This is a genomic window from Clostridium neonatale (genome assembly GCF_900465025.1).
GTDB classification, from domain to species: domain Bacteria; phylum Bacillota; class Clostridia; order Clostridiales; family Clostridiaceae; genus Clostridium; species Clostridium neonatale.
In genome coordinates this window covers 2,171,913-2,190,134 of record NZ_UICR01000001.1, presented here as the reverse complement: position 1 = coordinate 2,190,134, position 18,222 = coordinate 2,171,913, and the positions used below count along the sequence as shown (strand labels likewise).

The following is an 18,222-nucleotide window of genomic DNA, read 5'->3' as shown; positions in this document are numbered from 1 at the left end:
AATTTCTTTAACTTTCAGCATTCATTCTTTCTCTTAACTATAATAAAGAATATCAAGATCATATAAAATGCAATAAGATAGACAATCTAGGCTTTTTCATTCTTTAAATAAACTATCAAATAGCATCCTCCAATTATGGCATATACGATTGAAAGAATGGCATAAAACCAGATATCTGCCACTATAAAACTATATAGAAAATTAAAACAAAAGTGTATCCATACTGCATTAAATAAGTTATTACTTTTCTTTAATATAACATTCATAATTATAACTAATGCAGTCATTACTACTACATTTGAAATAATATATACAATTAAACTCATTCCTGAAAAATCTGAATCTACAAACCAAAGAACTGTATGCCAGAAAGCCCAAATTGGTCCTAAAATAAACGTGCCCTTAACAAATCCAAAACGTTTTTCAAGTTCCAATCGAAGATAGCCTCTCCAACCAGATTCTTCTCCAGTTGGTCCAGATAAAATTGATAGTAAAAAAGATAATGGCAAAGAATATACACCAAGACTAAAAAAGGAAGTAAAACTTGTCTCCTTAATAATTGATAAAATAAATACGGTTGATAAAGTTCCACCAATAACTGAACATGCACTTAAAATAAGTAAATTTATCTTTATCTTATCACTAAATGCATTTTTATAAAATTCTTTTAATTTCATGCCCGGCTTCAATTTTTTAAACATAAATAATAATACAAATGTTGGTGACCATGCACATAAATTAGCAAGCCATCGCATTGTTAATCCTGATGCATGAAATATCATTGAAGCTGTTCCACAAATTCCAAGAACCATTATCCAGAAAAAAAGATATGAACAGAGTACATATTTCCACATTACATCTAATTTTTTATTTTTCTCTTTCATAGTATTCCCCCTAATTTCAAATTATTGCTTATAAAATCATAATCAGATTATAGCTAGCTTCTATATAAGTCTCGATATTAATTAAAACTACTTAAGTGCACCTACTTATTTTTTAGATTAATATATTTCTCCATGTACAAGTAAAAACCATATTAGGAAGTATAATCCTTAATATGGTTTTATTAATATAAAAAGATTGTAATTTTATATTTATATCATTCCTTAATCTTTTATCAAATGCCTTTTGAATTGATAATTCTGATTCTTTTATAAATAATATATAACGTCTTAAAATTTCTTTTCCTTTTCAAGAGATATTTTTATCTTTGGATGTAGCACTTGTGTGTTGTGATACTTTAATAATTCCTTAAAATTATCCTGTGTATCTGCATCAAGGAGAGTTCCCCTGTCATTCACTTCAATACTCTCTAATTTAGCTTTTGTATAAAGAAGTGCTTTTTTTAATCCTCCGCATCCTTTGTATGATAATATTGAAGGAATTAGTTTTGCATCTATTAAAAGAGGATGTCCTCCTCTATTTTCGCAAACTGGTTTTGCTAGTAGCGCTTCAGATTTTAAAAGTTTTTTTACTGTATGTACAGAAAAGAGTGGAATATCTGCAGGAGTGAATAAAATCTTGTCACATTTATTCATTAAATACCGTAATCCTATTTTTGCAGAATCAAGCATTTCAGTAGTTTCATAATTTTCATTGTATAAACAAATTATATTTTCTTTTGATAAATGTTTTTCTAGCATTTTAGATTGAAATCCTGTAATTACAACTACAATATCTACTCCTGCCTGCTTAAGTGTTATTATGACTCTGTTTATTATAGTAATTGAGCCAATTTTCATCATTGGTTTAAAATCATTCATACGTGATGACATTCCTGCTGCAACCACTACCGCTCCGCTCTTCATAAAACTTTCTCCTGATTTAGTACCTCTTTACTAATTTTAACTTATATTGATTATTTAATTACTCAGTTTTCAATTATATAAATTTTAATAAAGTTTCTATATTAAAACTTTTACTAGTATTTTAATCAGTATTATTCAAGTACTTGATATTAATAAAATACTTTAATGTAAATTCTTATTTAGAACATATATATCATTTTTTCATAGCATACTTTACACTTCTTTTCTTGTTTTTTCTTTATATATCAAGGGTTCCGACCGTTTTTTCTATAAAAAAACAACGACCCCCTTATTTCTATGTTAAAATTGAATCTCTCAACAAACAAAACTAACTTAGAAAGGTTGTCGTTATTGTGGATTCAATTATAACTTATTTACTAATGTATAATCAACATTTAATTAAAATTAGTTGTGAATTACTTCTATTCATTTCGAAATATATACCACTTAAACAAATGATATTTGATGATTTAAATAGTCCTGAATATTAAAAGTTCAAAGTCGATAGACTCCCTATAATCTCAAAATTTGAAAAAGTAGATTATATATTGCTTTTAGAATATTACAAATATAAATACAATAAAATTTTGAAACCTGTCCAAAGACGTAACGGTAAGTCAATTCCGGAATCAATTATATGTCCAAAGTGCGGTTCACCGCATGATTATATATACGATAACAATGGTAATAAAGGCCAGTTTCAATGCAAGATTTGTGGTCTTACTTTTAAAGAAAACAATAATGCAACTAAACCTTTAGTATTTAAATGTCCTTATTGTGGACATACACTCATTGTTCAAAAGGAGCGTAAGCACTTTAGAATACATAAATGTAAAAATCCTAAATGCACATATTACTTAAGAAATCTTAAAAAGATCCCAAAAGATTTTGATGAAAGTGACAAGCATAAATATAAGCTTCACTATATTTATAGAGAATTTACTCTTAATTTCTTTAAGATGGATTTACATACTTTGCCTAAGTCTGCTGTTAACTTCAGTTTTAAGAAGTTTAATCCTCATATAATGGGATTGTGTTTGACTTATCATGTTAATTTAAAACTTTCAACAAGGCAAACCGCTCACGCATTATCGGAAGTACATGGTATAAAAATATCACATACTATGGTTGCTAATTATGCATTAACAGCAGCTTCAGTTATCAAGCCATTTGTAGATACATTTAATTACAAGCCATCTAATATTCTTGCTGCTGATGAAACCTATATAAAAGTAAAAGGAATCAAGCATTATGTTTGGATTGTTATGGATGCTTGTAAAAAATCTATCTTAGGTTATCAAGTATCAAATACACGAGCTGTTGGCCCTTGCATCTTAACTATGAGAATGGCCTTTGATAAATTTAAAACTTTTCCTGACAACATATTAAAATTCATTGCTGATGGTTATTCAGCTTATCCTTTAGCTAAACAGCAATTTGAGTTAGATGAAAATAAAAACTTTGATTTAACTCAAGTTATTGGTCTTACTAATGATGATCCAGTCTCTGAAGAATATCGTTGGGTTAAACAAGTTGTAGAACGCTTAAATAGAACTTATAAATCTTCTTACCACGTAACCTGCGGGTACGGAAGTGATGATGGCGCTATTTATGGATTTTCTCTTTGGGTTGCTTACTATAACTTCTTGTGCCCACACCCTTATAATTACTGGCGTCCATTAAATGAACTTCCTCAACTAAAAGATGCTGATAACATGCCAGCTAAATGGCAAATACTAATTAGCTTAGGACAACAAACTATTTTGAATATGCAAGAAAAAAAGTGTTCCTGAACCTCTAAAATACCAATATTTACTTTCTGCCAGCGTCGCCGGAGGCCTATTTCTTGTACTCAAATTTCATTGGCGTTTCACTAATTTTTATTTATATTGATTATTTAGTTATTTAATTTTCAAATATCATTTTTTCATAGCGTACTTTACACTATCAAAATATTAATAATCTTTTACCAGTATGTAAAATTTGGTAAATGTACAAAAATAAAAATGTGAATACAAAAAAACAAGGATGCCAAACACATATAAAATATGTTCAACACCCTTGTTGTGTATTTCATTTTTTTGTTAATATTAGTATATCATTCCCCAATATTTAAATTCATTCCATATCTACTCTTGTACAATTCTTTAATTTTCTCTCTAATACTTATATGAATTTTACTTACAATAAATAAACTTTCCTCATCATATACACCAAGTGTCAAAGAATCATAATTGTTTTCAGATGTAAAAAACATTATCTGATTACAATTCATATTTTGAAGTTCTTTTAAATTTTCAAGTGATGTATCAATTATTTTTCCTTCAACTAATATACTATCAATAAATGATTTTGTACTAACATTACATTCACAAAGGGATTCTTTAATCCTATCACCTATCTCCTCAAGCAATAAAAATGCTTCTTCATCAATCTCATCATGAATATACTCTAAATAAAATTTAGATTCTTTTAAATTTTCACAGTTATAATCACATAGTATTTTTCTAATTTTATCATTGTCAACTTGGGTAAATTCGTCCTTATAAAATATTAGTTTTATATATACACATTTTTTTGTTTCTAGAAGATACTTATATAGATCAATTATAAAATCATCATGATTTTTATTTAGATGAAAACTCATGCTAAAATCATTCAATTATCCGCACCTCATTTTTAAAGTTTTTTGGTTTTATCAATATAATATTCCATATTTACTATTATATAGGTAATATTATTATACACTTTTATATATCTTAGTTTTAATTTAATGATAAAAAAATCCCTGAACATCTAGGACTTAATCTTTTTGTAAAACTGTATTGCTTAGAAACACTTTACTCACTTATAATTCTTTTTTATTATGCTAAAAAATTGCTAGTGGCTAATGCTCATTCCATTTCTAATTTTATTTATGGAGATTTGTGCTTCAATCAATACATTAAATATTAACTTCATTATCTTTTTCAATTTTTATTGCTTTTATTCGAATCTGCAAATACTTTAAATTCCATCCACTTTTCACATTCTACATTGAATTTTTTAATATTAAATTTCTTATGATTTAATAAATTATCATCAACTTCATATATAATAATGTTATAATAAAAATAATATTTTCTAGTTTCTTAAAGAAAGGATTGATGATTCTTGGGTTTTAAAGAAAATATTAAAAAAAGACGCCTTGAATTATAGCTCACTCTTGAGAAAGTGGCAAAAGAAATCTCAATAAGCAAACCTACTCTTCAGCCTTATGAAAGTGGTGTGCTCTCTAATATTCCCTTTGAAAAAGTAGAACTACTTGCAAATGTATTACAAACTTCTCCTGATTGCCTTATGGGATGGGACAGCCTAAAATCTATATCACTATCTCTATCAGATAATGAATATAAACTCATTGAAAAATATAGATTATTACTTATGTCTAGAAAATGTAATGTTAATGAATTTATAGCTTTTGAATGTGAACAAATGAAGCTTTCAGATAAATAATTTGAATAATTTATAATTTGATGTTGCCTTTACAATGATAGTCATCATATAATCTAACTAAAAATATTTATTTTTCAGTTCATTAACCCAATTAGCTGTAATATTAGATGAAATTATATTAAAAATTTCTTGTGTAGTAATGCTATGGCATTTTGATTTAATATCATCAGTAAGATAATTGATAAAACGCGTATTTTTTCATAATCATTTGTTCTATCATATGTAGTTAAATACCACTTATTATCTTTCTTCCTTAATAGAAACAATTCAGCAAAATACAATTTTTCTTTAATGTTTCCACCTGGCTGATACTTAAATTGCGCTACAACATATGAAAGAGTGCCATTTTTGTTAAATTCATATATACTTACATCACTTATTTCTTTAATTTGAAATGTCTCTATAAAATATATAATTACTGTCTTTTATTGTAATACACTTTGATTAAAATGTTAATTTATATCCTTAGAATAATATGGACATTTTTTGGAATTGAATTTTTCATTTTTTGATGATTTTGAAATTTTCTAAGAATTTATATTTTATTATCAAAATCTAATTAGATTTCAATTTATATGGCTGCTTCATTAAACTAGAAACATATTCTGCTCACACATTAAGCTTAATCAATGTTTTGCATTTTTATTATATTATATGTTTATGTACATTTTATCACAATCGAGTAGGAGGTAGACAATTATTTTGTCTACCGACCTCTCACACCACCAGTACGTACCGTTCGGTATACGGCGGTTCATTAGAATTTAATGTATCATTTGATATATTTGTGTTAGACTAACAAATCCTAGTGATTCTAGGTATTTGTTATTTAAAGACTTGCTTAAGATTGGGCTTTTGGAAATTCTCCAATAGCCTTTTCTTGTATTTGCATATTCCCAAGCCTTGTATTTGTTGATTCCTAGCTTAACTAAATTCCTATGTCTGGTGCTAATTTTCTTCCATTGTTTCCAAATGCAAGCTCTTAGTCTTCTTCTAATCCATTTGTCTAGTTCAACTAGCTTTCCGCTGGCGTTGGCTATTTCATAGTAATTTATCCATTCCCGCATAATTTGATTTAATTTTATCAGTCTATATTCCATACTGATTCCTTTGTTTCTATTAGTATAAAATTTAATCTTTTCTTTAAATCTCTTTATGGATTTCTCGTGGATTCTTATCTCGGCTCCACTTTTCGAAAAATAGAATGAAAATCCTAGGAACTTTCTTTTAGATACAGAGTCTACTGCACTTTTATCCTTATTAACTTTAAGTTTTAGTTTATTTTCGATAAGATTAATCATAGATTTCATAACTCTATTTCCTGCTCTTTTACTTTTAACATATACATTATTGTCATCTGCATATCTGCAAAATTTGTGTCCTCTTTTTTCAAGTTCTTTGTCCAATTCATCTAGCATTATATTTGCTAGTAATGGACTTAACGGACCGCCTTGCGGAGTTCCTTCTTCACTTGTTATAGAAACACCATTAATAAGGACACCACTTTTAAGATATTTCCTTATTAATGCTAATAATCTTCTGTCCTGTATTTTCTTTTCAAGTTTGCTCATAAGAATATCATGATTAACTTTATCAAAGAACTTCTCTAAATCCATATCTACAACCCATCTATTTCCTTGATTAATATATTCTTTTGATTTCTTTATGGCATTCTTTGCTCCTCTATGAGGACGAAAACCAAAGCTATTTTCAGAAAATGATGGTTCATAAACCCTAGATAATATTTGAGCAATTGCCTGTTGAATTAATCTATCTTGTACAGTTGGTATTCCTAATAATCTAACTCCACCATCTGGTTTCGGTATTTCTACTCTTTTTACAGGTGATGGATTATATTTCCCTTCTAATAGTTTAGCTTTAATTGTATGCCAGTGTTTCTTGATATGCTCTCGAAGTTCATCGATTTTCATTCCGTCAGCACCATGACTACCTTTATTACTAATTACTCTTTTAAGTGCTAAAAGCATATTATTTCTTTCAAGGACTTCTTCAAGTAATCTACTAGTATCAAATGCTCCATTGTTTACGCTTTCCCTATTTGGTAAAACCATAGAATTACTCGGCGCCTTTGATTTACCTTGAAGTTCCACTTCTACTTCCATCACTTGGCCTCTATATTGAGTTTTCTGCTGTCTCTGTAATTTCTTTGATTTCTCCAAAGTTGTAAACCTCCTAACGTTCAGTCCTTCATCCGCTATCGCGATTAGCGGAGTTACTATGACCTCTGCTGACTTCTGATAGTTCAGTTATACATCACTGTATAGGTTGTAACCTAGAAATTTAATTCATTTGGTACGTACCTATCAGACCTCCCCAGGTAAGAACACGCACTTTCACCTCATCTATCTGCCACATTTACTCTAGCTATTTCGGATAGTTATAGGGCTTTACTTTGTCGTGCAAGCTTACCCATAGCTTTGAGCCTCAAATGTGATTCGTGTACCTCAGACCAAGGCTTTGCCTTAGGCTTCCTTCAGATTCCACCTCACGATGGACACCCTTGCCGTTGGCTATGCAGTTGACACTATCAGCCTCTGCTACGGACTTTCACCGATTAGTACGTGCCCATGCTGGGCACACACAAAAAAGCTGAAAAAAGGTAAGCAAATTAAAAAGCGTGGTATTAGTAATGAGCAAGTTTGCATAGCAACTGCTATAGATAGAAATGGTAATATTATATTAGAACCAATATGTACAGGGAGAATAAGTCATTACGACCTTGAAAGTCTATACAAAGGTCGTATAGACGATAATTCAATCATCTGTACAGATAGCCATAAGTCGTATATTCAATTTGCTACGAACCTTTCATTAGACCATAAAAGAATAATGAGAGGACATTATAAGAATGGTATATATCATATAAATCACATCAACTCTTTGCATAGCAAACTAAAGATTTGGATGTATAGATTTAAAGGTGTATCAAGTAAGTTTTTATCAAATTATATGGCTTGGTATAAATGGCTTGAAAGTTTTAATGATGATAAAGAAATAATAAGAACAAAAAACATGCTTATACATAGTGTAATACCATTTGTAGATACTCGAATCCAAGCGTATAAAAACAGAACTCTTGTTTACGCAACAAAAAGTTGTTAATATGCCTAAATTTGTATATAATATTATATATTTATGCTGGTGTTATAGTTATAATAATTTTCAAAGGGGTTGAGTTTATGAGCATAAAACATATTGACAATATTATTGATAAAGTTGAATTGAAGAATGGAGCACAATTAATCTTGAGAAAGGCAGCAGTAGACGATGCTAACGATATTATTGAATATTTGAATACTGTTGGTGGAGAAAGTAATAATTTACTTTTTGGAGAAGGTGAGTTTAAACTTACAATTGAACAAGAGAGAGCATATATCGAAAATATTAATAAAGATAAAAACTCTCTTATGTTGTTAGGTGTAATTGATAATAGAATTGTGAGTGTTTCTCAAATAAGTAGTCAGAACAGACAAAGAATAGGTCATAATAGTGAACTCGCAATTTCAGTAATAAAAGAATATTGGGGAAACAGAGTTGGTAGTTTTGCTATAGAGCAGTTAATAAAATTTGCAAAAGATAATAAATCTATAAAGAATATTAGCCTTGGTGTTAAAGAAGATAATCATAATGCCATTAAACTGTATAAAAGGCATGGATTTGTAGAAGTAGGCGTTCATAAAAATTTCTTTAATATTAATGGTGATTATTATGATGAAATATTAATGGATTTATATATTTAAAGTTATTAAATAGACAAGCAATAGGTAGTTTAAATTTAACTACCTATTATTATTACTATAAATCAACAATTATATCTAATAGAGCCTTAAATAAAAGTATTATTCATCTATTTCGCTATTCATTATTTCTTACGTATCAGCTTCAAAGCAGTCTGCCATATTTACACAATAAGCCCTAAAAAATGAGGTATCGTTAGCAGAATTTAATCCACTAATAAGACATCCTCATTTTTTTGATTATTCACTTAAAACAATGTTTTCATTATCAAGTCTTGCCATAGTTCCTTTATTAATTCCTGTACCTATTGCATACTTTACCGAAGTTTCGATTATATTCCCTAGCCTAGAGAAACCAAACTTCTTTGCTGTCTCGCGGACCAAATCCATTTCAGAAAGACTGACTTGTTCCTTAAGAACTTCCACAATAGCATTTAAAATTTCTTTAGACGGAATGTCATCCATACTTCGTTTATTGCCTTCTGCATCTTCTACACGATAAATGGTATAATGTTCTGGATCCTGATCTTTCTTCCAAAAAAACACTCTATCTTCATCACTTGTAATATTCTTCTCAATCTTAGCTATTGCTGATGAGAATATACCATCAACACGTGCACCTCCACGAGATATTCCCCATGCATTTAATACTTTACGCAGCAACAATTTTCTACTTATTGGAGCTTCCTTTCCAATAATTGTACTTGCCACCATACCAATCTTACCAAATGATTCTGGAATATAATAATCATCTGATGTTCCCTGCATTGTAATTACAGTAGAGGTATATGACTCACTGGAAGATTTCATAAATTCTATTTCTTCCATTTTCTCAAATTTAATCTTTGCATATGCTGGTTTTACAATTGGCTTTACAGTTTCAGACTTAACCTCTATGGAATCAATCATTGATTTAATTTCATGCTTAACTCTTTCAGCATCATCCAGCCAATCCAGTGTCCATACTCTCATAACTGACCATCCCAGACTATTTAATACTCCAGGCTGCAATACGAATCTATCACGTGCTGTTGAAGCCTCTTTACTGTTTTCACCATCAAGTAAAATACCTAGTAAATAAGTATCTGTATTTTGAGGATTTACGACACCAATATCCATTTTAAACTCAGAGCTGCCAATATTACATTTTACATCGTATCCCATTTCTGCAATAGCTGCTGCAATTTCCTTTACAAGATAATCTTCCTGCTTTATAGTACTGCCGGCACGCTGTACAAAAACATTCTTCCCACGCTCAGAAAACTCTAAGAAGCCCTTTAAACCTGCAACACCTTCTGATCTGGTTCTTGCCAAGTTAATTTGGTCCGGCTTCAAAACAGAATATACAATCATTGACTTTCTTGCTCTTGTAATAGCTACATTTAATCGCCTCCAGCCACCATCTCTATTAAGTGGTCCAAAGTTCATTGATACTTTACCATCTGCATCAGTGCCATAACCAATTGAGAAAAGAATAACATCCCTTTCATCACCTTGCACATTTTCAAGGTTCTTGATAAAGATTGGCTCTTTTGAATTGCGGTCAATCTCCTCAAGTTCAGGATATTTCTTGAATTCCTCAAATAGCATATCATAAATCAAGTTCTGCTGGACTGAACTGAAGGTTACAACACCGATGCTGTCGTTTCGTAATTCTTCATCCTCTAATCTACGTATAATTTCATCTACAATTGCTTTTGCTTCTGCCTTATTATGCTTTGTCTTTCCCTTATCATAAAATCCATCCAAGTGAACCATTTTCACCTCTGCAACTAGGTCTCTTGGTGATGGGAAGGTATATAATTTATTGTCATAATACTTCATGTTGCTATAAGCAATTAAGCTCTCATGACGGGAACGGTAATGCCATTTTAATGATTCTTGCGGCATTGAGATTGCAAGACAATCATCAAGCAAGCTTTCCAAATCCTCCTTCTCGCTATTTTCTTCATCAACACGATTTGATGAGAAGAAGTTAGTTGGTGGCAACTGCTTTGGATCCCCTACAATAACCACATTATCACCACGTGCAATTGTTCCTACTGCTTCGCTTGTTGGCAACTGTGATGCCTCATCAAAAATAACCAAATCGAATTTAGGAAAAGAAGGATCAATATACTGTGCTACGGAAATGGGACTCATTAGCATACATGGGCATAACTTTCTAAGAAGCATCGGTATCTGGTCAAATAATCTTCTAAGAGACATCATTCTACCATTGTTCTTGATTGCTTTCTTTAAAATACCCATCTCAGAATTGAATTAATAGATTCTATTCCAGGTATAGGATGTCTTACAGCTATTACTTTAATAGCTGAAATAGGTGATATTAATGGTTTTATTAAACCAAAACACCTTGTAGCTTTCTTTGGTATAGACAGCTCAGTTAATCAGTCTGGTAAATTTCAAGGTGATCAATGCAAAATATCCAAACGTGGATTGCTTGTAATAAAAAAATTTCTAGACAGTCACTAATATTAATTGGTTCTAAAGAACAAGATTTTGTATCAAATTGTATAGATGTAGTAGAAGCCGTTGGAACTAAAGTTATCTTTGATCCACTTATAGAATTTGGTGAATTTATTGATAATTTCCTTGGTATAAAATAAATCTATTTTATATTGTACTTTTAATACCCTTTTAATCCATAAATTATTTTAATCATGTCATGTATTTGGTATAATTTAGAATAAGTACATTATATTTAAACAAAAGGAGAAAACAAATATAAACAACGACAAACCATTTATAGATATTGATGAAGAAGTTGATTTTATACTTACTGAATGTAAAAAATTTTCTTTAAAAGCATAGGCTTCATCCTGTATTCAGCAGAACCTGTGAACATATCATCCTCTTTGTTATCTACCATTTTAAGTATATTTTTATATTCTTGATGACTCTCTAATATATTGCATTTGTTAAATAAATCATTATTTTTGCAAATTAAACAATTCTTTTTTTAGCCATGCTAAGTTACCTTCTCTTCTCTTAATTTATACTTTTATAGTTTAATTTCTGGATTTTTTAATAAAAAGGTGGTCTTTTATGTTTTTCAGAATATTTTTTATAAAATAGACATTTCCAATTATATGGTTATTAACTGTCCGTAAGTCAGAGTTTTTCATAGTGATTCCATAAATCTTTCATGCTAAATACTTGACTACTTATTGATTAACAAATCAATAGCCGACGAGTATGTATATGAGTATTCCAGCTCAATGCGCTTAAGATGGAATACCCCTATAATATTTTTATTCATAGCTATTCTCAGCCTTTTAAATTATTTCACCTGTTGTTTACTATCAAGGATTTCCCTCAGTTTGGCAGCCTGGGCGTCAATTGACTGCGGACCGTTACCGGTCAGCAGATTTGCCTTCTCATCAAAGACCACCTGTACCGCACTCGGATTGACAGTGCTCTCAACCTGATAGCCGGCTTCTTTTAGTGCCTCGTCTACGTAATATGCCACCCGAGTCTTCTTCCTGGGAACTTTCGGGTATGCAAGCGTCAATGCCATTATTTCTCCACCCTTGGATACGGTGGTCAGTCGTGCCCCTTTGAAATTATGATCACTGGTGGTCGAAATTTTACCATCAGCGGAAACACGGTACTTCGCCGAGACCATAGCAACAGGTGCATGGCAGATAAGTGAAATCAGCACTCCTTCTTCGTGCAGTGTATTTAGCAGTTCGCCCATATAGGGACTATCAACAAAATCAACCATCGGTGCATGCCCACCGGGCATGTGGACAAATGTAAAATCGCGGAGTTTGAACGGATCTTGAGGGTCGCGGTTCTTCTCGACTAATTCTCTCACCGAATAGTAATTGTACTTCGGCAATGCTTTGAACTTCTTTACGATACTGTCTCGTATATGCTTGGCTTCCTTGTCAGTATTAGGAAGTGGATCTGAAACAGGGATGTTTCCAAGGAGCTTATAAGCGGTCTCCAGTTCAGCTTGGCGGCGAGCAATCAGCTTCGGACGTCTTTTACGAAACTTGTCAACGTTAAACAGAGTAGCCTGTGCTACGCCTGATAATCCCATAGCTGCACCCAGGCCTGCGCCAGCGTGAAAGAATAGTGCCATCCCATTGATATCTAACTGCGGAAGCTGACCGTCGGGAGTCGCAAAAACGAATTCGTACTCATCACCAAAACTTTGCAATATCTTTGCCATTTCGACGAGGAAGAACCCTGTTGAGATACCTGGATGACCACTAGGTTCAACAAGCGGCAAAATCTTATTTGAAGATATAACAATTAGTGCTTTTTTCTTTCCAAGCGATTGCTGTGTACTGTTTTTTTCTTTCATGAATGTTTCCTCCCTTTTTCCTACCATATCTAAAATATATCTTTCATTCAAACATGGCTCAATTATTACTTGGATTTCTATTATTAAATTGGAATGTCCATCATGTGATTATATTAATCACATGAAACTCTTAACAAAATTGTCGTAGATATGATTGTCGAATACATTCTTTATAAATATACAGCAGGCTTTGCGCCGAAACCTAACAGATACCAGGTTTTGGGTTTATTGATAGTAACCCCCTTACCAATACATACTTAATCTTATTAGACATTTAATCAGCTCCTTAGAATATTAATATTGTTCCTTTTTGCCTATAATTTATACATCTATAGTTACTGTTATTTTTTCTTTAGGCTTTTTATTTTCATACCAGAATGTATTCTTCATTACATTCTAGACATTTATGTTTAAAATATCCCTTCTCTATATTTCCACAATCTAAAGCTCGTTCTACGATATCTATTATATGCTCACGCATTTCTTTTCTAACTCTATGCCACTTCAATTTTCTAAATTCATCGAAGTGATTTATTAATATTTTATTTATGATTTTGTCACTTTCGTATTGTCTGCATATACTCATATCACTATTATAAACAAGTTTTCCACAGTTTTGAAAGCATTATAAAATCCACGAAAACACATCGACAAAATTGTCAATGTGTTTTCGTGGATTTTAATGGTGGAGACGACTGTCACCCAGAAGATCACCTAAAAGCCTTGAAAACTCAAAGCTTAATAATTATGAATTTAAAAGCTTTTTATCATAATCTGCTATAAAAAATATACATGTACAAACCACATATACAAATCCCTGTTCTTTAAGATTATGTAACTGTTCTTGTAATATAATATTAAAATCAACTGCATCTAAATAACTTAATTCATCTTCATATTCTATAACCTGCTTATGAATCAAAAATAATGATTTGCATAAATTTTGTATAATTAGAGCTTTCTGTTTTATAACCAATATATCTATTTTCATCAAGACTTCTAAACCATAACATATTGTTTACAAAACGCATCAATTGCTTAAGTGGCATCACTCTGTCAGATGGTGTATTATTGACTATATATCTCAATATTGAAACGCTATTATCTTGGAATTCGTAATTTAATGAAGGCATTAGCTTTTTTATTCCTTCAAGATCCCCGCTCATCGTTTCATAATTATATGATATCAAAACCTCTCCATCTATTGAGATTCTCTCATATAACAAATTTTTTATATCTTTTTTTCTATATAAGTAGTCAACCTCTCCACTTTCCAATTTAAATATATAATGAAATTCAGCATATTCTGTTTCTTCATCAGCATTTAAATAATAATCATACACTCCTGGTGTTATATTTTTGTCAGTTAAATGTGTTGTTATATCAAATAAAGCTAACCCGATATTTGATTTTCCTGAAGCATTTTTCCCATATATAATTATTTTATTAAGTAAATCATCTTGAATACACCATTCATTGAATTTATAATCTCTAACATCCGAAAAATTTAGTTCTATATTTTGGTTAAAATTCTTAAAACCTTTGACTTCAAACTTTTTGAGCATTACATCACTCTATCATAAATTATACATTTTTAAAACTTGAAATCAATAACAAGTGATAAATATCCGTAAAAAAATTACGGATATTTTAGAGCTTTTGCTTATTTTTATATCATTTAAAAGCTTTATTTCCCTTTATTATATTGTATACCATTATTTTCTATAAAAAAAGATATATTAACAACTTTTTTAAGTACATTCCTCTATAATAATATTATCTTTTAGATTCAATTATTTTATTAAATAAACTTAAAAATTCTGCTGTTATTATAATAATGTCCATAATTATAATAAATCAACATAATCATATTAAATTAACGATACATTTACATTATCAAACTCTATTATATCTTCATAATCATAAGGAAATAACACAAATGCTCCAAAAATGCAGTTATTTATGTTTTTATGATTTTCAAAGAAATCTTTGGTTTTTCATAAATATTCATATTTTATTAAATTCTTATTTTTCAATAAATATTCATTTTTTATCAAATCTCACTTTTTAATAAATTTGCATTACACATTTTACTTATGATAAACTTGTCTAAAATGAAAATTTTAGTATAAAGTTATTTAAAAAGGATTTGATATAGAAATGAAAAAAATTATAAAAGTCGTTGGGGCTATTATTGAAAATAAAAATAATGAAATACTTTGTGCTCTACGCTCTCCAATTATGTCTACGCCAAACATGTGGGAATTTCCTGGTGGAAAGGTTGAAAATAATGAGACATTAAAAGAAGCTATAGAAAGAGAAATCAAAGAAGAGTTAAATTGTAATATTGAAGCTCTAAGCATTTTTAATGATAATATTCATGAATATGATAATTTTATAGTTAACTTAATTACTATAAAGTGTAAACTAATGTCTGGTACTCCTACAGCAAATGAGCATTCAAAGCTTATATGGCTAAAAAAAGAAAATTTAGATTCTTTAAAATGGGCTCCTGCAGATATTCCTGCTGTAATGAAGTTAATAAGCAAAACAGAGTCTGCCATATAGACATTGGGCTGCTGCATTTAATAATTCGTAATTCATTATATTTACATTTTAAATATATAACGTAACATCCTACAGCTTTTAGCGTACGCTTAACTTAGTGCTTACGGCCTTCTGAAATAGTAAGGTAGCCTGAAACAACTGGCTGATTATCTCTCACTCTCTTCTTTAATATTTACTTAATTATAATCATGATTTATATTATTACAATCCTTTCTCACAGACGTACTTAAAGAAAGAATCTGCTGCTGGTGAGTGGTATCTGTTTTTCATCCTAGATATGTAGAAATAGCTTTCCCAATCTGGTTTAATTATTGGAATTGCTTTTACATTTATGTATTGAATTGAATACATTTTAGGGAGGATTGCTATTCCAAAGTTTTGAGCTATAAGTCCTACAATTAGGCTGTCTTCTTCAACTTCATATGAAACTTTAGGGTATTCTCCTATTTTTTCAAACAATCCATCTATTACAGGTCTTAATCCACTACTTTTAGAAAATATGATTTGTTTATATGGTATTGTATCTTTTAAGTTTAGTTCTTTGTATTTAGCCAATGGATGACCATATGGCACTACTGCACACATTTCTTGCTTTTTAATTGGTACAAACTCAACCTCTGTTTCATTTTCCATTTTTGAGCAGAAACCAATATCATAACTTCCACTTTTTAAGCCTTCTACAATATCTTTAGTCACTCCTGTATAAAATTTAAAATCAATTTCTTTGTCTTTATTTATGTCTAAAAAATCATGAGCTACTTTTGGAATATCCTTTATTGCAAGCGGCTTTATTATAGATAAACTTATGTTTCCTCCACCTTCACTTATGTTTTGAAAGGAATTCACACTTATATCTAACATACTGATGATTTTACTAGCATCATTATAAAACATTTTTCCATATTTATTTAATACAACATTTCGTCCTTCTTTTTCAAATAATTTTACTCCTAATTCTTCTTCTAAGGAGGCTATGGCATGACTTAAGCCTGGCTGAGTTATTTTCAATTTTTCAGCTGTTTTCCCATAATGCTCTAATTGTGCTAAAGTAACAAAATATCGCAAATGATATAAATTCAATATTTCCAAGTCCCTTCTAAAATATTATTTAGGCATATGAAAGAAAATAACAAGTCCAAATATGCCGAGCATATTTTTCATCAGACAAGGAAGTAGATTATCCTCATAGCTGGGTCTATTAGGGTAATCTGGTGACGCAGTATGATGGAAAATAGGCAGATAGATTGACTTGTTATTTTTTTTGATAATGCCTTATTATTATATATTAATTCATAAATAAAATGAATGAATTTCTATAAAATAAATCATTAGAATTTATGAAAAATATCTCATATAATTAATTAGTATTAGACACAATCAAAAAATAATAGAGCAGTATACATGTATTATTTATTTTCATGTGCCTTAATTACAGTTATTTTTATCTTAATGAAAGAAGGCTTTATTTATGAAAAAAATCAGAATTCCAGGAGAGCTAGCACTATTTACAGCAGTAATTATTAACAGCCTTGGTATTGCCTTAATGACCAAAAGTAATTTTGGTATATCTTCTATCTCTTCAGTTCCTTATGTATTTAGTCAAGCTTTTACAATATTAAGCTTTGGAACATGGAATTATACTTTTCAAACAATTTTAGTAATATCCCTAATGATTTTAAGTAGAAAAATTAATTTAAGTTATAGTTTTTCTTTTTTAATGGGTATTGCTTTTGGGAAAATGATAGATGTTCATGAATTATGGGTTTGCTTTTTACCTGATTCTTTAACTTATCATATTATTTACTTTATTTTAAGCTTTTTCATATTAGCATTTGGAATATGCTTATCTAATAATAGTATGCTTCCAATTATACCAACTGATACATTTCCAAGAGATTTATCAGCTATTTTAAATAAACCATACAAATATGTTAAGACAACCTTTGATTTATGCTGCTTAACTACAACTGTTATAATTTCATTATTTATACTTCATAAAGCAGTTGGTGTTGGCATTGGTACAGTTATATGTGCATTTACTACCGGAAAAACTGTTTCAATTGTTCAAGGCTTTTTTGATAAGCATGTAAAACTCTACAGATTAACATCCTTAAATAATTCACATGGTTCAAAAAAACATAATTTAAGTGTCTAAGTTAATCTTAGATACTAAATTATGTTATATATTCAGGAAATATAAAAAATCCAATATCATAATATAAATGTGGAATAAATACTTACAAAGTAAAAAAGGTTCATAGCGAATATAGTAACAAGG

The 18,222-nt window shown here is 30.0% G+C and carries 13 protein-coding genes and 4 pseudogenes; 8 read left to right on the top strand and 9 right to left on the bottom strand.

What is annotated here, in order from left to right:
• Positions 1–86: 86 nt before the first annotated feature.
• Both CNEONATNEC86_RS10145 and CNEONATNEC86_RS10140 read right to left on the bottom strand, forming a co-directional pair.
• Positions 87–884 carry a CPBP family intramembrane glutamic endopeptidase gene (locus CNEONATNEC86_RS10145; protein WP_159135935.1) on the bottom strand — a complete coding sequence of 266 codons (798 nt, stop codon included), beginning with the start codon at positions 882–884 and terminating at the stop codon, positions 87–89.
• Positions 885–1,172: 288 nt separating this feature from the next.
• The gene (locus CNEONATNEC86_RS10140; RefSeq protein WP_159116185.1) at positions 1,173–1,808 is read right to left on the bottom strand and encodes a nucleotidyltransferase family protein; all 636 of its coding nucleotides are present in this window, start codon (positions 1,806–1,808) and stop codon (positions 1,173–1,175) included.
• 353 nt (positions 1,809–2,161) lie between these two features.
• On the opposite strand from CNEONATNEC86_RS10140, the pseudogene CNEONATNEC86_RS10135 reads away from it, so the two are divergent.
• Positions 2,162–3,601, top strand: a pseudogene (locus CNEONATNEC86_RS10135) (IS6 family transposase).
• 305 nt (positions 3,602–3,906) lie between these two features.
• Here the strand turns inward: CNEONATNEC86_RS10135 and CNEONATNEC86_RS10130 are convergent.
• Positions 3,907–4,470: a hypothetical protein gene (locus tag CNEONATNEC86_RS10130; RefSeq protein WP_159135934.1), complete on the bottom strand. Its 564-nt coding sequence runs from the start codon at positions 4,468–4,470 to the stop codon at positions 3,907–3,909.
• Positions 4,471–5,018: 548 nt separating this feature from the next.
• Here CNEONATNEC86_RS10130 and CNEONATNEC86_RS10125 point away from each other — a divergent pair.
• Positions 5,019–5,303: pseudogene (locus CNEONATNEC86_RS10125) on the top strand (helix-turn-helix domain-containing protein); the annotation flags it as partial.
• A gap of 764 nt (positions 5,304–6,067) precedes the next feature.
• Here CNEONATNEC86_RS10125 and ltrA read toward each other — a convergent pair.
• Positions 6,068–7,483 carry a group II intron reverse transcriptase/maturase gene (ltrA, locus tag CNEONATNEC86_RS10120; protein WP_200848514.1) on the bottom strand — a complete coding sequence of 472 codons (1,416 nt, stop codon included), beginning with the start codon at positions 7,481–7,483 and terminating at the stop codon, positions 6,068–6,070.
• 433 nt (positions 7,484–7,916) lie between these two features.
• Here ltrA and CNEONATNEC86_RS10115 point away from each other — a divergent pair.
• A pseudogene (locus CNEONATNEC86_RS10115) lies at positions 7,917–8,426 on the top strand (IS1595 family transposase); the annotation flags it as partial.
• Positions 8,427–8,503: 77 nt separating this feature from the next.
• Positions 8,504–9,064 (top strand): GNAT family N-acetyltransferase, encoded by a 561-nt coding sequence (locus tag CNEONATNEC86_RS10110; RefSeq protein WP_159135550.1) that lies wholly within the window; start codon positions 8,504–8,506, stop codon positions 9,062–9,064.
• A 237-nt stretch (positions 9,065–9,301) separates the two neighbouring features.
• On the opposite strand, the gene CNEONATNEC86_RS10105 is transcribed toward CNEONATNEC86_RS10110, so the two are convergent.
• Complete coding sequence (locus CNEONATNEC86_RS10105; RefSeq protein ID WP_276508224.1) at positions 9,302–11,203, bottom strand: DUF3320 domain-containing protein; 1,902 nt, start codon at positions 11,201–11,203, stop codon at positions 9,302–9,304.
• A gap of 114 nt (positions 11,204–11,317) precedes the next feature.
• Between CNEONATNEC86_RS10105 and CNEONATNEC86_RS10100 the strand changes: the two are divergent.
• Both CNEONATNEC86_RS10100 and CNEONATNEC86_RS10095 read left to right on the top strand, forming a co-directional pair.
• Positions 11,318–11,524 (top strand): annotated as a pseudogene (locus CNEONATNEC86_RS10100) (IS110 family transposase); the annotation flags it as partial.
• Entirely contained in the window at positions 11,479–11,670 is a 192-nt protein-coding gene (locus CNEONATNEC86_RS10095) for a hypothetical protein (protein ID WP_159135932.1), read from the top strand. The pseudogene CNEONATNEC86_RS10100 and the gene CNEONATNEC86_RS10095, both read left to right, overlap by 46 nt.
• A gap of 674 nt (positions 11,671–12,344) precedes the next feature.
• On the opposite strand, the gene CNEONATNEC86_RS10090 is transcribed toward CNEONATNEC86_RS10095, so the two are convergent.
• From CNEONATNEC86_RS10090 to CNEONATNEC86_RS10075, 3 genes are all read right to left on the bottom strand, one after another.
• On the bottom strand, positions 12,345–13,376 hold the full coding sequence (locus CNEONATNEC86_RS10090) for a type 1 glutamine amidotransferase family protein (RefSeq protein ID WP_159135931.1): 1,032 nt from the start codon (positions 13,374–13,376) through the stop codon (positions 12,345–12,347).
• Between the two features lie 745 nt (positions 13,377–14,121).
• The gene (locus CNEONATNEC86_RS10080; RefSeq protein ID WP_159135929.1) at positions 14,122–14,298 is read right to left on the bottom strand and encodes a hypothetical protein; all 177 of its coding nucleotides are present in this window, start codon (positions 14,296–14,298) and stop codon (positions 14,122–14,124) included.
• Positions 14,288–14,941: an AAA family ATPase gene (locus tag CNEONATNEC86_RS10075; protein ID WP_058295415.1), complete on the bottom strand. Its 654-nt coding sequence runs from the start codon at positions 14,939–14,941 to the stop codon at positions 14,288–14,290. Before CNEONATNEC86_RS10075 ends, CNEONATNEC86_RS10080 begins: the two co-directional genes overlap by 11 nt.
• A 595-nt stretch (positions 14,942–15,536) precedes the next feature.
• Here CNEONATNEC86_RS10075 and CNEONATNEC86_RS10070 point away from each other — a divergent pair.
• Positions 15,537–15,944 carry a (deoxy)nucleoside triphosphate pyrophosphohydrolase gene (locus tag CNEONATNEC86_RS10070; RefSeq protein ID WP_159135928.1) on the top strand — a complete coding sequence of 136 codons (408 nt, stop codon included), beginning with the start codon at positions 15,537–15,539 and terminating at the stop codon, positions 15,942–15,944.
• Between the two features lie 201 nt (positions 15,945–16,145).
• Here the strand turns inward: CNEONATNEC86_RS10070 and CNEONATNEC86_RS10065 are convergent, their stop codons facing one another.
• Positions 16,146–17,024 carry a LysR family transcriptional regulator gene (locus CNEONATNEC86_RS10065; protein ID WP_159135927.1) on the bottom strand — a complete coding sequence of 293 codons (879 nt, stop codon included), beginning with the start codon at positions 17,022–17,024 and terminating at the stop codon, positions 16,146–16,148.
• A 388-nt stretch (positions 17,025–17,412) separates the two neighbouring features.
• Here CNEONATNEC86_RS10065 and CNEONATNEC86_RS10060 point away from each other — a divergent pair, with 388 nt between their 5' ends.
• A complete protein-coding gene (locus CNEONATNEC86_RS10060) occupies positions 17,413–18,099 on the top strand; it encodes a DUF6198 family protein (RefSeq protein ID WP_159135926.1) in 687 nt (228 codons plus the stop codon).
• The last annotated feature ends 123 nt before the right edge of the window (positions 18,100–18,222 follow it).

Excerpts from the sequence above, each read along its gene's own strand:
- CNEONATNEC86_RS10145 (WP_159135935.1), bottom strand. The coding sequence starts at position 884 with ATGAAAGAGAAAAATAAAAAATTAGATGTAATGTGGAAATATGTACTC.
- CNEONATNEC86_RS10140 (WP_159116185.1), bottom strand. The coding sequence starts at position 1,808 with ATGAAGAGCGGAGCGGTAGTGGTTGCAGCAGGAATGTCATCACGTATG.
- CNEONATNEC86_RS10110 (WP_159135550.1), top strand. The coding sequence starts at position 8,504 with ATGAGCATAAAACATATTGACAATATTATTGATAAAGTTGAATTGAAG.
- CNEONATNEC86_RS10105 (WP_276508224.1), bottom strand. The coding sequence starts at position 11,203 with ATGAGTCCCATTTCCGTAGCACAGTATATTGATCCTTCTTTTCCTAAA.
- CNEONATNEC86_RS10095 (WP_159135932.1), top strand. The coding sequence starts at position 11,479 with ATGCAAAATATCCAAACGTGGATTGCTTGTAATAAAAAAATTTCTAGA.
- CNEONATNEC86_RS10090 (WP_159135931.1), bottom strand. The coding sequence starts at position 13,376 with ATGAAAGAAAAAAACAGTACACAGCAATCGCTTGGAAAGAAAAAAGCA.
- CNEONATNEC86_RS10075 (WP_058295415.1), bottom strand. The coding sequence starts at position 14,941 with ATGCTCAAAAAGTTTGAAGTCAAAGGTTTTAAGAATTTTAACCAAAAT.
- CNEONATNEC86_RS10070 (WP_159135928.1), top strand. The coding sequence starts at position 15,537 with ATGAAAAAAATTATAAAAGTCGTTGGGGCTATTATTGAAAATAAAAAT.
- CNEONATNEC86_RS10060 (WP_159135926.1), top strand. The coding sequence starts at position 17,413 with ATGAAAAAAATCAGAATTCCAGGAGAGCTAGCACTATTTACAGCAGTA.